The following is a 19,443-nucleotide window of genomic DNA, read 5'->3' on the forward strand; positions in this document are numbered from 1 at the left end:
ATGAAACGCATGCACGTGATTATTGATTCAATTATGTATATTGTTAATCTTGGACCGACCGTAATGATTCCAATTGTTATGTTGATTTTTGGTTTGTGCGTCCGTGTTCCATTTACGAAGGCATTGCGCGGCGGTCTGATGGTCGGTATCGGGTTTATTGGCTTGAATGCGACAGTTGCCATATTAACGAATGTCATGAATCCCGCAATAAAGAATATGATCGATGTCTTGCATCTGGATCTGCGCGTCATTGATGTCGGTTGGCCATCTGCCAGTGCGATCGCGTATGGTACGGCAGTGGGGGTAAGTATGATTCCACTGGGAATTTTTATTAACATACTGATGCTTATGTCCAAAACAACACAAACGATTGATGTCGATATCTGGGATTTTTGGCACTTTGCCTTTAGCGGTTCACTTGCCTACGCATTGACACAAGATATAGTATTAAGTCTTTTCCTAGCAAGCGTGAATATGATTGTCATTATGGTCATTGCCGACCGGACTGCTCCATTGTCAGAAAAATATTTAGCACTGCCCGGAATATCGATACCACATGGCTATGCCGGGTCATTTGTACCAATTGCAATTGCTCTGAATTGGATTCTCGAACGTACTCCGGGAATTCGTAAAATTCACTTGAATGCGGAAGACTTTAACAAAAAGTTTGGCGATTGGGGAGAACCAACATTACTTGGGTTTGTAATCGGACTCGTTATTGGCGGACTGGCCTATTTACCCGTACCCGGTTTGTCGCTGACCGACAAAATCGGGAAGATGCTGCTGGTCGCAGTTACAATTTCAGCAGTCATGGTCATTACACCGAAGATGGCGGCATTGTTGTTACAGGGGGTTGTACCCGTCTCCGGTGCCATTCAAAAATTGACTCAAATGAAATTCGCGACCAATCGAAAAATTTATATTGGTCTTGATACCGCCGTCGGTATCGGTAATCCGGTTGTTTTGGCCTGTGCTACATTAATGATTCCGGTGGCCATTATTTTCTCCTTCATATTACCGGGAAATCAGTTCTTACCAACGATTGGTCTTGTTGGTTTTGTATTTATGTTCCCATTAATTGTTTCAGTTGTTCACGGCGATTTCTTCAGATCTTTTATCATTGGAGCAATCAATGTAATCATTGGTCTTTGGATTGGTACGGCACTAGCGCCGCTTATAACAAGTGCTGCGAGGGCAGCCAAATTCCCGATTCCCAAGGGTTCGTCGCTGATATCAAGTATTGATTACGGTTCTAATCCGTTTCCGTGGTTCTTTATTCAAATTGCTCATAATAAATGGATTGCATACCTTGTTGGACTTGCGATTATTATTCCACTGCTTTTATGGAACCGCAAAAAAATCATTGAGGAAGAAAATCAGGTAAAACAATAATTTAAGGAGGTTCATTAAGATGAAAAAAATATTAGTTGCCTGCGGTGCAGGTGTTGTAACAAGTACAATTGCTGTAAATAAAGTTGATGAAGGCCTGAAATCACTTGGTATTGCGCCGGACCAGTATAAAATTGATCAAACGTCTATTGCACAGGTTGCTTCATTGGCGGAAGGTTATGACTTGGTCATTACCACCGCTCAATACACAAATGACATTGGCGTTCCTGTTCTAAACGGCCTTCCCTTCTTAACCAACATCGGTGCAGATGAGCTTATTAAAAAAATTGCTCAGACATTAGAACTTGCTCAATAAACTGATCTGTTTTATTTACAATTTTCTTAGAGTGGGTGATTAAGGTGGGTAATGAGTTGAATGAATTAAACGTCAAGATCTACGCAGATGGAGCAGTCATTGAAGACATGCTTGCAGCATATGAAACAGGCTTTGTATCCGGATTTACAACCAATCCCAGCCTGATGAAAAAAGCCGGGGTCACAGATTACGTCGCCTTTGCGGAAAAAGTGGTTAAGGCGATCCCTGATCTGCCGCTGTCCTTTGAAGTCTTTGCCGATGACTTTGAAACGATGGAAAAGGAGGCAGAAAAAATTCATGCCTTGGGGAATAACGTGTTTATCAAAATCCCCATTACAAACACAAAAGGTGAGTCTTCAATTCCGTTGATCAAAAAATTGGAAGACAAGGGCTATTCTCTGAATGTGACCGCTATTTTTACAACTAAGCAGGTAGAAGAGACGGTGGCAGCGCTCAATCCGGATGTTGCGAACATTGTTTCTGTGTTTGCTGGACGCATTGCCGATTCAGGTGTTGACCCGATTCCGTATATGAAAAAGGCAGTGGAAATTTGTCAAACCAAAAAGAATGCGCATCTATTGTGGGCAAGTACTCGGGAAGTATTCAATGTGTTTGAGGCAGATCGGCTGGGTGTCGACATCATTACGTGTCCTCCAGGCGTGATTGACAAGCTCAAAGGAGTGGGCAAATCCCTTGAGCAGCTTTCTCTGGAGACGGTTATCGGATTCAACAAAGATATTGAAAAACTGGGTTTTTCCATTTTGGCATGACAACAATGCCGACAACAAAGATTTTATAAGGTAGGACGTAAAATCTTCGTTGCCACAAAAAAATTTTCGGGATGATTATTAGAAAAACTGGGGTATTACAGGATTTTGAACTGTGATACCCCAGTTTTTTCATGAAATCAAAAAAAATAAAGGCAATGAGGGGGAAATTCTAGACTGCCAATAACAGCATATTAACACTACACGAGATATCTTACTTAATTTCAATATGAAAATTGCGTTAATCCCTTAAAGCGAGGTATAATATTATAAGGTTTTCAATTTTTTTAAGGATAAAGTTGATATGATAAAAAAATATGAGTTTATTAAACAAGATATCTGTGAACAGATTATTTCCGGAAAATATCCAATTAATGGGAAGATACCAACTGAAACAGAATTAATGAATATTTATAAAGTCAGCCGCTTTACTGTTCGACACGCAATTGGGGAATTGGAAAATGAAAATTATATTTATCGTATTCAGGGTCGGGGAATGTTTGTAAACGATTGGAAATCCAAACCGAAATTACCAATTAAAAACAAAACAATTGGCTTGATTACGACGCATATTGCTGATTACATTTTTCCAAATATTATTGCCGGTATCGATAATTATGTATCAAATTTTGGGTATTCAATATTAATAGCAAATACTCAGAATAATCCTGATAAAGAAAGAAAAAGCTTGACCAATCTTCTCTCCAATGATTTATGCGGACTGATTATCGAACCTACTCAAAGTGCTCTAAATAATGCAAATAAGAATACCTATGATAATTTTAAAGAATTGGGAATTCCAATGATGTTTATTAATGCTACGTATAAAAGTCTGGATTTTCCTTATCTGATCATGGATGATGAGAAGGTCGGGAAAATGATTACAAATTATCTAATAGAACGCGGGCATAAAAAAATTGTCGGTATTTTTAAGGTGGACGATGTTCAAGGCGTTCATCGTATGAATGGATATATTAATGCTTATCAGGAGCATTCGGAAATAATTAACTTGAGTGAGATTATGATGTATCAAACTGAAGAGAATAAAGTGGATGTCTTTAAAAAAATTCATACCATACTCAGGGAATCTCATTTTAAACCTACAGCGATTGTGTGTTATAACGATCAACTTGCAATCCAAGTGATTAATTTTATTAATGAGATTGGATTAAAAGTTCCGGATGATATATCTGTAATTGGAGTAGATGATTATCAGTTTTCTGTTTTTAGTACGCCAAGTATTACAACAGTCCGCCATCCGCAGGAAAAAATGGGTTATGATGCAGGCAGAATGATTATTGATTTAATTGCTAAACGTTCAGTTTCTTCAAAGATTTATGAGCCCAAAATTATTGAAAGAGAATCTGTGAAAACAATTGGCTGAATGGTACGCGGGTTACAACAACGAAAAACAGGTAGAAAACTATTTTTAAATCACTGATGAATGAATGCAGAGGTTTAATTTTGGTTTTTCCAGTTTTTTTATGATCAAATTTTATGAAACTTTGTTAGAAGAACCAATCTTACCAATAACCCTTAGTTAGTAATCATTTTCTTTGATCTTTCAAAGACTTATCTGTGTTTGTATCATTAACCTTCTGGAAACGAAGTATCAGTTTTTATCTCCCTCTCTTTTATCTCCTATGCCCGGGATGGGGCAATGCGATCTTAAAGATGTGCCCTGACCTGAATATTTTCAAATCAGGATCTGTTTCTGTGTGATTTTTTTATCAGGCTTCCCTCCCATCATGTACTGAATATATAAAATCAAAAAGGAGCATACTTATCTTAAACGGAGTAATCTATTGAGGTTTTAAAATGGAAAAGATCAGTAAACATCAATTGTTTGTCTTAGTTATGATGGAACAAATAGGAAGCACACAATTATGGGTATTGGGGATAGAGGCTGGCCGGGATGCATGGCTTGCCATTTTATTTTCAATGCTCCCTGGGTGCTTGCTCATATGGGTTTTCACGGAACTTCAGAAAAACTTTCCCGAAGATAATATAACGGGAATTATATCTAAACTATTGGGGAAAATAATAGGTTATCCATTAATTTTACTTTTTGCTCTGGTCGATGTTTTTAATTCAACACGAAATATCAGCGAATTTTCTGATCTTCTTAATATGACCTTTTTACAGAACACACCTTCATTCATGGTTAAGGTACTTTTTTTGTTGACAATCCTTTATATTTCATCAATGGGTATTGAAACGCTTGCGCGGTTAACAGAAATTATGCTCCCTTCAGTTTTGTTTTTCATTATCCTTGCTTATATTTTAATCATTGTTTCCGGTAATGCTGATTTTAGTCAATTAATCCCGATTATGGGAAACGGGCCCGGGCCTATATTAAAGGCATCTTATCCGCTCATTGTTAATTTTCCTTTTGGGCTCATCTTTGTCTTCATGCAGTTTTGGCATTTTTCAACATCTCAAAAATCAGTGCGAAAGATTACTTTTTTAGCCGTTATTCTTTCGGCTCTCCTTCTCGCGCTCACACAAGCGATCATTGTTTCAACACTTGGCCTTGGCGTTGCCTCAAGAGCAACCATTCCAATTCTTGAAGTCATTAAAATGATCAATATTGGCGATTTTATTACAAATCTTGATGGACTCGGAATTATATTGATTTTTATTGAAGGATTTTACATGACCATTATCCATATACTGTCTGCCTCAATGATTTTAACAAGTCTTGTTAAAATGAGTGACTACCGATGGTTGACCATTCCTATAAGTATTTTTATTCTGTGGTATTCAGGGATATACGAACCGAATTATTCATTTCACGTTCAATATCTGCTGCATCAGGCATGGCAGCAGTTTGTTCCACTATATAATGCTGTACCTCTGCTGCTTTTAATTATATATTGGTTAAAAAAATCTTATATGAAAAGCAATGGAAAGCGCTAATAGAAAGGTTGTAATAGCAATGATTATTCAGCGGTTCATCCATGAATTGACAGGGTGGGGTACAGGGCAGGCAATCCTTGCCATAGGGTGTTGGAGTTATGTATTCATACTGGTTGCTCTTGCCAGTTTTTATGGCCTTGTTAAATTATTTAAATCTTTTTCATGAAAACCCTTCTATTTAGTTCCTAAAGGATTGATTTGGAGGCCCGTCTTTTTAATTTCTGTTTTTACTTTAACTTTAAAGGGTACAGTAGGAAATGAAGATGCCCATTGGTCCTTTACCTTGTCCCATTCAGACGGATAGCTTTTTTCATAAGCACGGCCAAATCCCAATATATCCGTTTTCAGCTTTTTCTGTGATCTATTTACTGTTGATCGAATATCCTTTGTTATGGAATCTGTAAATTTTTGATTAATTTTTTTTAAAACATCCTGTTTGGAAACAGCTGATCGATCAGTAATCTCCGCTATATTTCCTTCAGCTTCAACATGAATGCAAAAGGTTAGTGAGCCGTTCATTCTAATGGGGGTAATTTTGTTTTTTATTTTTGAGAGCTCAATAGACACTTTACTGCTTTTATCATTAGGGGAAGGCACGAGAACATATCCGCCACTTTTTCCATTAATTATGTAGTTTAATCCTCTTGTTTCCCGACTATTGAGATAGCCAACCAGTTTATCTGCTCGAAAAACAGCAGTTCCGGAATAAAGCAGCCCGGTCTTCCGTTGTGGTTCGTCATTGAATGAAATGTCCTGTTGATTAAGAAGTGTGAAGACTCCAGTAACAGGATTCAGCCCCTTAGTCTCCATTTTATTGATAAAATGAAGGACATCAGTTGTACTTGAGTTGAACATTGATTTCTGCGTTTTAACAATGCCTTCCATGTAGGTCGCCTGAACATTCTCAATGCCATGTTTGGCTGCAAGTACTTGACTGACGTTATTGGGAGTAACGGCAATTAGTGTTGATTGCCTCATTTCAAAAGTTCTTAATAAGTAATCAGTAAATTCAGTGACCCCTGTTTTTGCCATCTTTTCTCCAATAATGATCGTTTTTAGATGTGCAAACGATAGCTTCCTATCCAATTTTTCATTCGCTTTTTTTACTGTTTCTAAAAAACTCTCTCCTGAAGCATTTATGACATCATAGGGTGATTCATTGCTTCCTTGCTGCTGATTGAGCGCACCTGGTCTGATGAACTGTAAAGTCATATCAATATCTCCGTTATTTTCATTTCTATCAATCCCCATTGCAACTACAATTGCCGATTCATTTAGTTCTCCTTTATCCCAGCAGCCTGTAAGTGATATCAGAAACAGAAAAACAATTAAGACAAGCGTAATTTTTTTGTAGGTCAAAGAATCATTTTCCTTTCTTATGAGTTGGACTGGGTCGCTGAGCACGGCTCTGACGATTTGACTTTCTCCATGTGATAAATTTTGGTCTGCTGTTCATTGACCACAATGGAAGTCTTAAAATACTGTCTTTTAACCCATTTAAAGAAAGTGGAGCAAATGGAGTCATAAATGGAACGCCGAAGCTTCTTAGCGCACACATATGAGCCAACAGGCATAGAAGCCCAATTGTAACTCCATATAATCCAAATATCCCTCCTAATAAAATAAATAAGTATCTGAAAACGATTACCGCATTGTACATGGCAGGCAAAGTAAGTCCGGTAATTCCTGAGAGCGAAGTAACGATGACCATAGGTGCTCCGACAATCCCGGCTGAAACCGCTGCGTCGCCCATGACTAAAGATCCAACGATAGTGACCGCAGATCCTGTCGCTCGTGGCATTCTAATTCCCGATTCCCTAATGAGCAAAAAAATCAATTCACTGATTAATGTTTCGATTAACGCAGGGAAAGGTATTCCTTCTCGAGCGGCAGTTAACTTAATTAAAAGTACCGTAGGAATCATTTCCTGATGAAAGGTCGTAATTGCAACAAATAGGGCAGGAAGGAGTAAAGTTACTGCAAATGCAAAAAAACGGCTAGCACGGACAATGCTTCCATAGGACATACGTGAATAATAGTCATCTGGAACCTGAAATGCTTCTGCAAAAATATAGGGTACCGTAAGAACAACTGGAGTTCCATCACATAAGATTGCCACTCTGCCTTCTAATAATTTTGCGGCTACCTTATCTGGTTTTTCACTGTTTCCAACGGTTGCAAAGGGTGTAAATGACCGATCTTCAATGAGCTGTTCAACATAACCAGATTCGAGAATGGCATCAATATTGATCTTACTTAGTCGACGTTTCACTTCCTCAACAATTTTATCATTAGCAATTCCTCTGATGAACGCAATAGAGATGTCCGTATGAGTCTGTTTTCCCAGTATAATATGTTCAAAAATTAAATTGGGATTTTTAATGATCCTTCGTAATAATGAGGTATTCGTTCTCAGTGTTTCAACAAAGGCTTCCTGAGGGCCTCGAATAACTGTTTCATTTTTTGCTGCTTCGACGTTTCGTTTTTCTCCGCCCTTTACATCAATAGCAAATCCGTTATTATTTCCGTCGATAAGCAGACAAGCATTACCGGCAAGAATGTTTTTCACTGTCTCATCAAATGTATCAATTGTTTTTGCATCGGTGACTGATAGGACATGTTTGGAAAGATCATGAAATGGACCATTTTTTTTAACCACTGTTACTTGCTGGTCAATAATATGAATGTCTACCATTAATGATTTTACAATGCTTTCTAAAATAAGCTTTTTATCACCAAGACCATCGATAAAACAAACAAGCGCTTTTGTTTGTTTGGAAACACCAAAATAAAACTCCCTGAAAACAACGTCTTCGCTTTCCCCAAATGTGGTTTTTAATTGTTTTATATTCACGCTTAATGATTTGCTCAGCTTTTCGCTTTTTACTGAGTTAGACGTAGATTTTGATTCAGCTTTGTGATTGGTTGTTTGTTTCTTTCTAAATTGAATCATGCGTTTAAACATATTCTCACCCTGTTATGCGTTCCGTTTCATTTAGTATTTCACGTTTGCTTTTTTTTATGTTATTTTAATCACTGACAGAGGAAAATTCTACAACTTTTAATCAATTGCGTTATTCTCGAAAGCAATAATGCTTGTGAAAAGTAGGCGGTTAGACTGGATAATAATTATTAGATTCTCATTTATCGTTTGAATTAGTTTGAAAAATTATAGGAGTTGATTGTATTTGACTGCACCAACGGGACTTATTCCTAAATCTAAATATTTTTCGTTGACTCCTCTTGATGATGGCGTCTGGGCAGCACTCTCTATAGCGGGAACAGGTTCTTGGTCGAATGCAGGAATTATTGATCTGGGAGAACAAACGATTATTTTTGATGCATTTGCCACACCAACAGCAGCAGCTGATTTACGAATAGCTGCCAAAAAATTAACGGGCCGACCAGCAACAGTCGTTCTGAATAGCCATTATCATTTTGATCACGTAAATGGGAATCAAGTCTTTCAAGGGATACCAATCATTAGCACAAAACTCACGCGAGAACAAATAGCTGTTCAACAGCCAAGACTTATAGACGTATTTAAGAAGAATAATACGGAACTGTTAGATCAAACAAAGAAAGAAATGGAACAAGAAAAAAGTCCTGAAAAGCGTCAGGAATTAGAATACCTGCTTGGCGACTATTCAATGATTATAAAGGACACGAAAAGGTTTAAATTAACATTACCAACGATTACTTTTGAAAATAAAATCACGTTAAATGGTGTGAGAATGTCGGCCGAGTTTATTACCTATGGCGGGGGACATACAATCAGTGATTCATTTCTGTATTTGCCAAAGGAGCAAATACTATTCTTAGCTGATCTTATGCACATCGGATACCATGCCGATGTCAGGCAGGGAAATGCGGATCATTGGATCGAGCTATTGAAAAAAGTTAAAAAGCTAAAGATTAAAAAAATCGTTTCCGGTCATGGAACGATTGGGACGGCAAAAGATATAGACAACATGATTGATTATCTTCGCACCATCAAACAGATTGCCATAGATTGGGGTCGGCATGGCGGTACCATTGAGAACATAAATGAAATCGAAATACCCAAAAACTATGCGTCCTATGGCGCACCGAGTATTTTTCATTACAATATAAAATCCTTGCTGGAAAAGGGAAATTGAGACAACCTGACCGGTTTATTAATGAGTTTATTTTTGGGGATTAAGAAAGTACTTTGATTTTTACTTTGCAGCGCTAATTCGTTCACAAAAATCGATCTAACATAGTTTTAAAGGTAAATGATAAATTGGCGAGGCGCTCCCGAATTGCCCACGGAACACGGTCATTCGAAGGCACGGTTATTGTAGTGGTTCTTTGGCACAGCCGTCTTTTTATAAAACAACATGAGGAGGAAACAGGACATAAAAAAGAAATATGCACTATTTGGTGCGTATTCATTGATTATGCGCTAATTCACGCATAATTCATTGATGCGTACCAAGTGATGAGGTAGAATAGGTTATGAGGTGTCTCCCATGTCTTTTTTCTTTTTTGATTATAAACCCTATGTTGCTATTATTGGTGATATTGTTGCGTCAAAACAGCTTGTCGATCGACAAACTGTTCAAAAACAACTGAGAACGACATTGAATGCTATTAATGAAATGTATCGTAATGATATTGCTTCAAAATTCATGATCACATTGGGCGATGAGTTTCAAGGGTTGCTTCAAATTGGAAATCATGCATTTGAAATCGTTGAAACAATTGAGCGGGCGATGCGTCCAACAGAAATTCGTTTTGGTCTAGGCGTCGGGAAAATCACAACACCTATTAATTTCGATATTCCCTTGGGAGCAGATGGACCGGCTTATTACAACGCAAGGAAGATGATTGATGAGCTCAAGTCGATGAAAAAAAAGAAGAAGGAACCCAGGATTACAATGAAAATTGACATTGAGGACAACGCCGACGTATCCGAACTCATTAATGCGGTTTTTTCGTTAACTACGGTTCTAAAAGCTAAATGGACCGATAGGCAGCGGGAGATTATCGATGTCTATTTAAAATGCAGCGGGACTCAAAGTGATGTGGCAAATCATCTTGGCATCCATCAGTCTAATGTTCAAAAAGCTTTGTCAAACGCTGACTTTTATACCTATCAGAATGTGCTGACCACTGTCACAAACATCTTGTCAAAAATACAGGAGACGAAAGATGATTAAATTGTTCTTTAGCTTTTTCCTAATCATACATATACTCGGTTTTTTCTATTTCCAAAGTGACAGGCGCTCAGGGAAATATACATATATAGTGCGTAACAGTTTTATTTATTTGCTGATTTCCTTATTTTTTTTAATTCCCTTTTACTCCTCTCCGCTACTCATATCAGTATTTCTCTTGTCTATCTTGCATTTTGTGATTGAGAGTGTCAACTACCTTTGTAAAAAGAGACAGACTGCCTCATTGTTTGTTACAGAACAATTAATCTATCTTGGTTTCATAAGTATTGTTGCTTCCATTCTTATTTATTTGGATTATAGATTAGAATTGTTGCCGCCATTCAACACTTTTCTATCAAAAATCACAATAAATCCGGATCATTTACTTACATGGATTGGTCTCTTGTTAATCGCGATCAAACCTGCGAATGTTACAATAAAGCAGCTGCTGGCAAAGTATAAGCCTGATCATGAAGAGAGCGTTTCCTACAACCAAATTAAAGCCGGAGCACTAATCGGGACTCTTGAAAGAATAATTATTCTATTATTAATTAGCGTTGGTCAATATTCGGCAATCGGACTTGTTCTGACAGCTAAATCTGTAGCGAGATATAACAAAATATCAGAGGACAAAGCATTTGCCGAGTATTATCTTATTGGTTCTCTATTTAGTACATTGTATGCAATTGGCGCCTATTTCATCTTTATATAGGGTCCTAGCTAATTGAAAAAAGATGATGCCTGCATTCTCCTATTATAAAAAAGATCCTCCGCCATACTAGAAAATTTCCTCTCATGTACCTGCCGAAGATCTTGTTATTTTTCTAGTTTATACTGTTTTGTGGTTTGCTTATTAGACTATTTCCTTATATATATTTAGACAGCGGATGGATCATAAAGTAATTGATATAAAGTTTAATATAGATGTGGTGCCGCTAACCATCGGATACACGAAAGAAAAGGTCAGTCATTCAGATAGTGAGGGACGTAGTGTGGATAGAGCAGAAAATAGTGTTGATAAAACGAAAACAGAAGTGCCTAAAAGGGCTGGAGTGAAAGCGAAATCATCAAAGTCAGAATCCCAATTGACAAATATTCAGAGTCAACCGCCCATTGCAGAAACGAATCTAGCTAAACAAACCAATCAAATTGTAACAGTTGTCGCGGATGGTATTCACGCCCATATAACACTTTGGATAAAGAATGGAGATACGTGGGGGAAATCTTTGGAGACAAATGGTTTCGTTGGCAAATACGGAGTGGGGCAAGCTCATGAAGGGTCGATGAGTACACCCTATGGCGCTTATTCGTTAGGATTTGCATTTGGTAAGAGCAATCCTGGAACAAAGCTTCCATTTAGAAAAATTACACCTAAGTCCTGGTGGGTAGAAGATAGCAATGATCCGCATTATAATACATGGCAGGAAGGGAACCACTTCAATAAACCAAGTGAGCATCTAGCCGACTATCCTGTCCAGTACAAGTACGCAATGGTCATCAATTATAATAATGCTCGAACTCCTGGGGCAGGATCAGGATTTTTCGTCCATGTCTCTAATGGCAGTTATACCGCCGGATGCGTGTCCTTGCCGCAAAACCAAATGATTCGGCTGCTCAAGATGCTGGCCCCGGGCGCTTTTATTCTGAATGTTACGAGTGAGCGTCAAATTAAGAAATTTTAGGGCCAGCTCGTTGAAAATTCGCGGGCATACATAAGCTTTTACTCGATCAAGATCAACAGTCCTTTTCCGGAGATTCTCAGTATAGATCACCTGTTGGACTGTTTTTTTCAATCCGATCAAAATATACTGATTTAACCTGTATTGTGGACCTCACCACTTGGCCAGCTTTTTTCGAATCATGTTCCGCAACTCATCGGGCATCATCACAACGTTTAATTCATCGCCTAAAAACAACAACCACTCAGCGTAAAAAGTTAATCGTTCCTCATTGTGTTCATCAACAAAGTCTGAAAATCGTGCAGCTTGCTGAAAAGCATCTAAATAGTGCAAACTAAGCGTTGGCGGGTGGATTTGTTTGAACTTATTAATTGCACTCCTGCCTAACGTAACAATCAAATTAGGTTCAGGACAACTTTCTTTCAATAGCGCAGTGAGTTGTTCCTGTGACATCGGCTGTTGATTATCGATACGTGCAGCCTGAATACGGTCAACACGAAATATCCGCTGCGCTTGACGCATGAAATCAAAGGTTACTGCGTACCAATTGGCATTGCGATTGAAAAAATGAAGCAGGTATACGTGTCGTATTATCGGCTCAGCGTGCGGCTTTTGGTAATCAAAGATGAGATAACGACTCTTTAGTGCGAGTTCGAGTACCGTTTTAAGCATTGGTGTGGGAAAGTCGGCTAATTCCAGCAAGTCAGGATTGTTTGGATTGGTATTTTGAAATTGCAGCAAGTGCTTTAATTCAATTAATTCGTCTTGTTGACCGGTTGAGGCAATGGCGAGCAGCTTTTCACTTAACGTTTTACGATTTTGCAGATAGGGTAGTTGCTGATTCGCCGTCCCCAGAAAAGCAATGAACAATGCTTTAAGTTCGTCATTGGTAAATTGCACAGCCGGTAATAACTGGTTTGACATAATCGAATAACCACCATCACGTCCGACTTCAGCTACGAGGGGCATTCCTAATGCTTCAATATCGTGCACATCACGAATTGCCGTTGAACGGGAAATAGTAAACTCGCGCATCAGTTCGCTGATGGTAAAGAATTGCCGATTATTCATATAACGCATCATTGTATTTAATCGTTCTGTTCTTTTCATTACTTTAATTCCTTTTTAAAAGGTATCATTTTTTGACATAGTTAAGCGTTACACTAAGTATATCAAATAAAAGGAGAAATAAAACATGTCTGATTACGAGATTCAAACAAAAGAAGCATTCACGGTGATTGCTTATGGTACAAAGATGCCCGATGATTACGCGCAAATTCCCGCAGCTAAAGCCGCTTGGTGGCAGAAGGTCATCGAGGACGGCCGATGGGATCAATTAAAGCACTTGGCTGAGAACGATTTGGAATTTGCGGTCAATGAAGCCGTTAATGGTGAGATGCACTATTATTCCGGTGTGCAAAGCAGCGCAGAACTGCCCGACGACAAGGATTCTCGCACGATTCAATTTCCTTCAGGTGACTATCTCGTCATTGCCGGTTCGGCTGACAATCCGGGACAATTATTTGGCCAATTGGAAGCCGCTGCTTTTAGTGAGGTTCTGGCCAATGCCACTGATTTTGCTTATGTTGGGGGTCCGAACGCTTCTGTGCAAACGGGCGAAACTGATGGAAAAGTCAATGGCGAGATTTGGATCCCAATTGTTCGAAAGTAATATGAAGGACTGACAAAGAAGTTTCCGGCCAATCTGTTATGAGGAAGACTGAATCCTAAATCGTGGAACTCAGTCTTTTTTGCTTAAATACTGCTCAGCGGTTACCTCTTATAGGCTTGACACACAGCTTCCTTTAGTTGTCAGCCTGACATAACAATTACACCTAATGAGACAGCCAAAATTTTTGGAGGCCATATACTGTATTTAAAAGGTTATTTCTCTTGCTGAATGCCACTATCAGATAATGATGAATCCTCGGCAGACTATGTTGTTAAATTGTTATTTTTTATTAAATTTCATTTGGACTCGTATCTTCTTTATTCAATGAATAATAAATAAAATGAGTGCCTGTGTTGGGGAATTGCGAATGGTCCATTAGAATCTGTATAAGTCGCAGTTTTGTCACAAACGAATGTTGCCCCATGAATCATTCATTTCAAGTCAAAAGTTGAGAATTAGCTTGTTCAACGTTCTCGTCACGATATAGACCATGATTTATATCTGCTTTTCCTCCATCTGTCAACCTTCATAAGTCCTGAGCCTTTTTCAGGTTATCAGTCAACGGCTGTCTTAAGTTATGTAATGGTTGCGTAAAGTTATTTTAATAGTTTGTAAATAATGTAGACAGCGAAAACATGATCGGTTTATACTTTGAGCGTTCAAGAGAAGATGACTGCGTGGCAAAGTGAACACTGTCTACTTAACAAGGAGGTAGAAAATGAATAAGGGATTTGAACCAATAGCAATTGTCGGCTATGGACTTCTGTACCCATATGATTCAGTGGATAACGAGAGCTTCTGGTCAAACATTATTAAAGGCAGCGAAGGGATTAATCAGGTTCCTGATGAAATTTGGAGCTCGGATAAGTACTATAATCCGGATAAACATGCCGAAGATCAAACATATTGCAAGAAAAGCGGATTTATTAAAGAACAATCGGTTCCTGTGGATTTATTAAAAAAATATGAAATACGTACTGCTGATTACCTTAGACTGAATAAGACTCAGAAAATGATGATGTATTCCACACTATCGGCTTTGTCTTCCGGTCATTTCTTAAAGGAGCATTGTTCCTCAATGGGTATGGTGGTTGGCAACATGCTTGGCGACATTAATTTTTCAAATTACATGCTCTATGAAAAAAGAAATGAATTCTTAGATATGGTAAAAAGCGTTTTAAATGTGGGCGGTGGCGAATGGCAGACCATAAAGGATGAGTTTGATCGAAAAATAAAATTTGATTTTGATCAAAACTATAAGGATATAAAGACAATTTTTCCATCGACACTTGCTGAAAAAGTCAGAGATCTTCTCAATATCAGCCGCCATGCATTTATTGTGGACGGTGCGTGTTCGAGCAGTGCATTAGCTGTAGACGAAGCCGTTAAATTAATTCATGATCGTCAGATGGAATGCTGCGTGGTCACCGGTGTGTTGGGAAACATGGGAGTTACCGGAAATGTGGCTTTCTCAAAGATTGGTGCTCTGTCTGAAACAATGCCTAAGCCGCTCAGCGCAAATGCGAACGGACTGATTCCCGGAGAAGGATCAGGAACAATCCTTATAAAAAGACTCGACGATGCCCTGAATGATGGGAACATCATTTATGGTGTGATCAGAGGTACGGGTGTATCAAGTGACGGAAAGGGTCAGTCAATTTATGCTCCGAGCAGTGAGGGCCAGTATCGGGCAATGAAGAAATCACTGGACAGGGCAGGGGTGGATATATCCACGATTGATTATGTTGAAATGCATGCCACAGGGACCCCGGTCGGCGATAAGGTTGAAATCAACTCGATTCTTAGGTTATGTGAAGAATCGAAAAAAAAACATTTTGAAATTAAAATCGGTTCAATTAAATCACAAATCGGCCATTCATTTTCGGCAGCGGGGATGGCTAATCTGTTTAAGATACTGCAAGGCTTCGAGCATCAGACGGTCCCACCGACACATCATGTCGAAGCGGGAACAGCGTATAGCAATGAAGCCGGAACAGTCACGCTGACGGTCAATGACAAAGCTGTTGCATGGCAAAGCCGCGATGACCGTCCCAAACGAGCTTTTGTGAATGCGTTTGGGTTTGGCGGAATCAATGCGAATTTGCTTGTTGAGTCATTTCATGAGGAATATCATAGAAATCTTGCTACGGGCGGAGTTGACCAGAGCAGTGAACCATTCGACCAAAAGTATGCAATTGTGGGCTATGGTGCGATAGATGACCATTTTGAAAATGCTGATGAATGGGATGCTGATCATCAAAATCATCAACGTAATCCGTATGTATTTCCATTTATAAACTATAAAATTCCACCAAAGGTCGTTCAAAAAATTGACCAAGCACAGCAGTTTGGTTTGATCGCAGCGGACGAAGCTTTACATATGGCTGATCTTGAAGGTGTGGATCGTAATAAAATCGGCCTTTATGTGGGAAGTACTCTGAGCCTGAAAAAGGCTTCTGAGTATGACCTGAGAATCCGCAGTGCGGAATATCGGCATATTTTGCGTCATCTGAACTCTTTAAGAAACGTATCCACAGAAACCCTGAATGAAATTGAGCAGCATTTCAAGAGCCTATTCGAACCGTTAAGTGAGGACAGTCTTCCCGGATTTATGGACAATATTGTTGCGGGCAGAATTTCCAACAGCCTAGATATACGAGGGGGCAATGCAGTCTATGATTCCGGTGAAACTTCATTTCTGACAGCATTGCGACAGGGGCTGATCAGCCTGAAAAATTGTGAAAATGAAATGATTTTAGTCGGCGGTGTCAACTATAACGATTTACCGGAGTATCAGAAATTATATTGTCAGCTCACTGGCAGGAATAAAGAAACATTAAGAAACGGCGCTTGCTTTTTCGCCATTAAAAGAATGGAAGACGTCACTCCGAATGATCGGAAGCTTGGTTTTGTCTCCCAGCCCGAACTCTCGCTGGCTCCTTATGCCGATGCAGATGATTTCCCATGCAATTATTTAGGAGCGACCGAAGCATTTAAACTGCTGCAATGCCTGAAAAAAGAAGGCAGCCACACTCAGATCAGCCAATCAAAAGTCTTTACTGACTTTACAATGAGTATCAATAAACTGAAAAAGGAAGATTCATTGGATTGCTATTATTTTAAAGCGAGTGATTGGGAAAAATTGATAACCGAGATTCAAGCGAGGCAGTTTTCCACGAAATGGTCGCATGAAGCCAACTATGCGATCGTTGCCAATGGAGTCGAGGATTTAGACCGGAAGCAAAAAATTATTGCAGATTTGAGGGATCAAGGATGATGATTTCAGCTGGTCTGAAAGAGAAGATTGATAACGAAACTTTTCCGATTATGGAAGGGAAAAGAACGGGAAACTATGTCTTTGAACCGAGCTTTGCGTCGGCACAGAGCGGTAGCGCGAAATTGGGCGATCATCAAGTGGTGATGCTGACCTCGAATAATTACCTTGGCTTAGCGACGAATGAGGAAATCAAGCAAGCACTGAAGCAAGCGACCGATCTGTACGGAAGCGGAACCTGCGGAGCTCGGCTGCACAATGGAACGACCATCCTCCACAGGCAGCTGGAACAACGATGCGCCGATTATTTTGGCACGGAAGATGCCGTTATCTTAAGCGCCGGCTATTTGACTAATGTGGCTGCCATATCGGCGGTGGCCGACAGAGATACCTTGGTCGTGACCGATCAGTTAAATCATATGAGCATTGTGGACGGCATCAAGCTGTCGGGGGCGCAAGTTCGTATTTTCAGACATAACGATATGCAAAAGCTTGAATATATTCTTGAGAAAAATGCGAGTTTTAATAAAAAAATAATCATTGTTGAAGGCGTTTATTCAATGGATGGCGATTTAGCACCGCTTCGAACGATTAATGAGTTATCCAAGAAGTACGGTGCAAGCATTCTTGTCGACGAGGCCCATTCATTCGGTTTTATCGGAAAGAAGGGACGCGGTGTAAGTGAATTGCTTGGCGTGGAACAGGATGTCCATATGCGCATGATTACATTCAGCAAATCACTGGCGAATGTCGGCGGATGTATTGCGACGGATCGAAAAACGGCGACATACATCAAGCATTATGCGAACCAGTACATTTTCAATGCCAGCCTTCCACCTGCGATTGTTGCGGGAACCCTGAAGGCTTTCGATCTTCTAGAAACCGAACAGTGGCGTGTTGAGAAGCTCTGGAGAAATACCATTCGTTTTCGAAAAGGAATGATTCATCTAGGCTTTGACACAATGAACAGCTCTTCGCCTGTGGTTCCGATCTATGTGGGTAGCGATGAGATCAATATGAAAATGACCAAAGAGCTGTTGGCTGAGGGCGTTTATATCGCCACGGCAATGTACCCTGCCGTCCCGATGAATGAGAGCAGACTGAGAGCTACCATAACGGCGGCGTTAACGGATGACGAAATTGATTTTGCGTTGAAAAAGTTTGAAAAAGTGGGTAAAAAATATGAACTCATTCATTAAAAACAAACAGATAAGCAGTGATCAATGGCTGGCAAGCAACGGGATTTATAAACGTACGCCTCATTTCATTGCCAAGAAGCTTGTCGTTATGTTTCCGGGTCACGGCTCCCAATACCATGGTATGTTCAAAGGCTTCCAAAATGAAGCGTTCCAATCCGTTGTTCGGCGTGCAGATGTATTATATAAGGAAAAGTTTGGTGAGAAATTAAGCGATTATTGGGAATCAGGCGAGTTGGATGATCCGCTCGTGATGCAAACGTCAATTTATACAGTCAATGTAGCCATGTATGAAGCATATAAAGAGTCGGGCCACAAGCCCAATTACCTAATTGGGCACAGCCTGGGAGAGATTTCGGCACTCGCGGCCGGTAGCTCCATCACCTTTGACACCGGCTTTGAGATCTGCTGTATTCGCGCTTCCTTATTAAAGAAAATGGACAAACGTGCTCGGGGAAATATGATTTCGATAAAAACAAGCCCGGACGACGAGAGGATTCTTGACTTTGTATGGGCAAATGAAGGAAGCTGCTCCTTGAGTATTATTAATAACAGCAGCCAGATTGTTGTTTCAGGAAGAAGCGAATGTATTGGCTTGTTAAACCAATATTGTATGGAAAATGACTTGAAATGCTTTATACTGCCGATACCGTTTGCGTTTCATTCTGAGCTTCTTAAAGAAATATACGATCCGTTTAAAGCACAGCTGGATCACTTGTCCTTCGGCAAGAGTGTCATTCCCGTCTATTCAACCATATTAAATCGATTCTATCGTGCGGAAGACTATCAACAACTGCCGCAGCTGCTGGCGATGCAGTTGCTCCAGCCCTTCAGCTTTTACAGCTGTATTGAGCAATTAATCCATTTATATGACGCCAATATCTTTATTGAACTTGGCGCGGGAACGATCCTTACTAAGTTAATAAAAAATGACACGAAGCTGAATAAAGATATCATTGTCTTGGCATCGAATGCCAAAAAAGCGGATCCAAATCTTACCTTTAAAGGTTGTTTAGCAGCTCTGAATCTTAATACAAGTGAGGGAATTTAA

Annotated in this window: 16 protein-coding genes; 13 read left to right on the plus strand and 3 right to left on the minus strand. The window is 39.5% G+C overall.

Annotated features, from left to right (window positions below; all coding sequences use genetic code 11):
* Positions 1-9: 9 nt before the first annotated feature.
* The 5 genes from NIE88_RS01680 to NIE88_RS01700 all read left to right on the plus strand — a co-directional run bounded on the left by NIE88_RS01680 (position 10) and on the right by NIE88_RS01700 (position 5,391).
* Entirely contained in the window at positions 10-1,392 is a 1,383-nt protein-coding gene (locus tag NIE88_RS01680) for a PTS galactitol transporter subunit IIC (protein ID WP_253058003.1), read from the plus strand.
* 19 nt (positions 1,393-1,411) lie between these two features.
* Entirely contained in the window at positions 1,412-1,705 is a 294-nt protein-coding gene (locus NIE88_RS01685) for a PTS sugar transporter subunit IIB (RefSeq protein ID WP_253058005.1), read from the plus strand.
* 56 nt (positions 1,706-1,761) lie between these two features.
* A complete protein-coding gene (locus NIE88_RS01690) occupies positions 1,762-2,475 on the plus strand; it encodes a transaldolase (RefSeq protein ID WP_253058007.1) in 714 nt (237 codons plus the stop codon).
* Between the two features lie 301 nt (positions 2,476-2,776).
* Positions 2,777-3,856 carry a GntR family transcriptional regulator gene (locus NIE88_RS01695; protein ID WP_253058009.1) on the plus strand — a complete coding sequence of 360 codons (1,080 nt, stop codon included), beginning with the start codon at positions 2,777-2,779 and terminating at the stop codon, positions 3,854-3,856.
* 434 nt (positions 3,857-4,290) lie between these two features.
* On the plus strand, positions 4,291-5,391 hold the full coding sequence (locus NIE88_RS01700; RefSeq protein WP_253058010.1) for a GerAB/ArcD/ProY family transporter: 1,101 nt from the start codon (positions 4,291-4,293) through the stop codon (positions 5,389-5,391).
* A gap of 174 nt (positions 5,392-5,565) precedes the next feature.
* Here NIE88_RS01700 and NIE88_RS01705 read toward each other — a convergent pair whose 3' ends face one another.
* Complete coding sequence (locus NIE88_RS01705) at positions 5,566-6,750, minus strand: Ger(x)C family spore germination protein (RefSeq protein WP_253058012.1); 1,185 nt, start codon at positions 6,748-6,750, stop codon at positions 5,566-5,568.
* 4 nt (positions 6,751-6,754) lie between these two features.
* Positions 6,755-8,356 (minus strand): spore germination protein, encoded by a 1,602-nt coding sequence (locus tag NIE88_RS01710; RefSeq protein WP_253058014.1) that lies wholly within the window; start codon positions 8,354-8,356, stop codon positions 6,755-6,757.
* Positions 8,357-8,579: 223 nt separating this feature from the next.
* Here NIE88_RS01710 and NIE88_RS01715 point away from each other — a divergent pair, with 223 nt between their 5' ends.
* From NIE88_RS01715 to NIE88_RS01730, 4 genes are all read left to right on the plus strand, one after another.
* Positions 8,580-9,530, plus strand: a complete 951-nt coding sequence (locus NIE88_RS01715) for an MBL fold metallo-hydrolase (RefSeq protein WP_253058016.1) — start codon at positions 8,580-8,582, stop codon at positions 9,528-9,530.
* A 354-nt stretch (positions 9,531-9,884) separates the two neighbouring features.
* Positions 9,885-10,574, plus strand: coding sequence for a SatD family protein (locus NIE88_RS01720; RefSeq protein WP_253058018.1), 690 nt, complete (start codon positions 9,885-9,887; stop codon positions 10,572-10,574).
* The gene (locus NIE88_RS01725) at positions 10,567-11,283 is read left to right on the plus strand and encodes a DUF3307 domain-containing protein (protein WP_253058020.1); all 717 of its coding nucleotides are present in this window, start codon (positions 10,567-10,569) and stop codon (positions 11,281-11,283) included. Before NIE88_RS01720 ends, NIE88_RS01725 begins: the two co-directional genes overlap by 8 nt.
* 280 nt (positions 11,284-11,563) lie before the next feature.
* Positions 11,564-12,253: a L,D-transpeptidase family protein gene (locus tag NIE88_RS01730; RefSeq protein ID WP_253058022.1), complete on the plus strand. Its 690-nt coding sequence runs from the start codon at positions 11,564-11,566 to the stop codon at positions 12,251-12,253.
* A 150-nt stretch (positions 12,254-12,403) separates the two neighbouring features.
* On the opposite strand, the gene NIE88_RS01735 is transcribed toward NIE88_RS01730, so the two are convergent.
* Complete coding sequence (locus tag NIE88_RS01735) at positions 12,404-13,360, minus strand: helix-turn-helix transcriptional regulator (protein ID WP_253058024.1); 957 nt, start codon at positions 13,358-13,360, stop codon at positions 12,404-12,406.
* An 85-nt stretch (positions 13,361-13,445) separates the two neighbouring features.
* Between NIE88_RS01735 and NIE88_RS01740 the strand changes: the two genes are divergently transcribed.
* The 4 genes from NIE88_RS01740 (at position 13,446) to NIE88_RS01755 (ending at position 19,443) form a co-directional block, all read left to right on the plus strand.
* Positions 13,446-13,922, plus strand: coding sequence for a GyrI-like domain-containing protein (locus tag NIE88_RS01740; RefSeq protein WP_253058026.1), 477 nt, complete (start codon positions 13,446-13,448; stop codon positions 13,920-13,922).
* Positions 13,923-14,640: 718 nt separating this feature from the next.
* Complete coding sequence (locus NIE88_RS01745) at positions 14,641-17,199, plus strand: beta-ketoacyl synthase N-terminal-like domain-containing protein (RefSeq protein WP_253058028.1); 2,559 nt, start codon at positions 14,641-14,643, stop codon at positions 17,197-17,199.
* Entirely contained in the window at positions 17,196-18,395 is a 1,200-nt protein-coding gene (locus tag NIE88_RS01750; RefSeq protein WP_253058029.1) for an aminotransferase class I/II-fold pyridoxal phosphate-dependent enzyme, read from the plus strand. Before NIE88_RS01745 ends, NIE88_RS01750 begins: the two co-directional genes overlap by 4 nt.
* Positions 18,379-19,443, plus strand: coding sequence for an ACP S-malonyltransferase (locus NIE88_RS01755; protein WP_253058031.1), 1,065 nt, complete (start codon positions 18,379-18,381; stop codon positions 19,441-19,443). The genes NIE88_RS01750 and NIE88_RS01755 overlap by 17 nt, the downstream gene beginning before the upstream one ends.

Source organism: Sporolactobacillus shoreicorticis, from assembly GCF_024125445.1.
GTDB lineage: Bacteria > Bacillota > Bacilli > Bacillales > Sporolactobacillaceae > Sporolactobacillus > Sporolactobacillus shoreicorticis.

Coding starts and splice junctions, on each gene's coding strand:
- NIE88_RS01680 (WP_253058003.1), top strand. CDS start 10: ATGCACGTGATTATTGATTCAATTATGTATATTGTTAATCTTGGACCG.
- NIE88_RS01685 (WP_253058005.1), top strand. CDS start 1,412: ATGAAAAAAATATTAGTTGCCTGCGGTGCAGGTGTTGTAACAAGTACA.
- NIE88_RS01695 (WP_253058009.1), top strand. CDS start 2,777: ATGATAAAAAAATATGAGTTTATTAAACAAGATATCTGTGAACAGATT.
- NIE88_RS01700 (WP_253058010.1), top strand. CDS start 4,291: ATGGAAAAGATCAGTAAACATCAATTGTTTGTCTTAGTTATGATGGAA.
- NIE88_RS01710 (WP_253058014.1), bottom strand. CDS start 8,356: ATGTTTAAACGCATGATTCAATTTAGAAAGAAACAAACAACCAATCAC.
- NIE88_RS01720 (WP_253058018.1), top strand. CDS start 9,885: ATGTCTTTTTTCTTTTTTGATTATAAACCCTATGTTGCTATTATTGGT.
- NIE88_RS01725 (WP_253058020.1), top strand. CDS start 10,567: ATGATTAAATTGTTCTTTAGCTTTTTCCTAATCATACATATACTCGGT.
- NIE88_RS01735 (WP_253058024.1), bottom strand. CDS start 13,360: ATGAAAAGAACAGAACGATTAAATACAATGATGCGTTATATGAATAAT.
- NIE88_RS01740 (WP_253058026.1), top strand. CDS start 13,446: ATGTCTGATTACGAGATTCAAACAAAAGAAGCATTCACGGTGATTGCT.
- NIE88_RS01745 (WP_253058028.1), top strand. CDS start 14,641: ATGAATAAGGGATTTGAACCAATAGCAATTGTCGGCTATGGACTTCTG.
- NIE88_RS01750 (WP_253058029.1), top strand. CDS start 17,196: ATGATGATTTCAGCTGGTCTGAAAGAGAAGATTGATAACGAAACTTTT.
- NIE88_RS01755 (WP_253058031.1), top strand. CDS start 18,379: ATGAACTCATTCATTAAAAACAAACAGATAAGCAGTGATCAATGGCTG.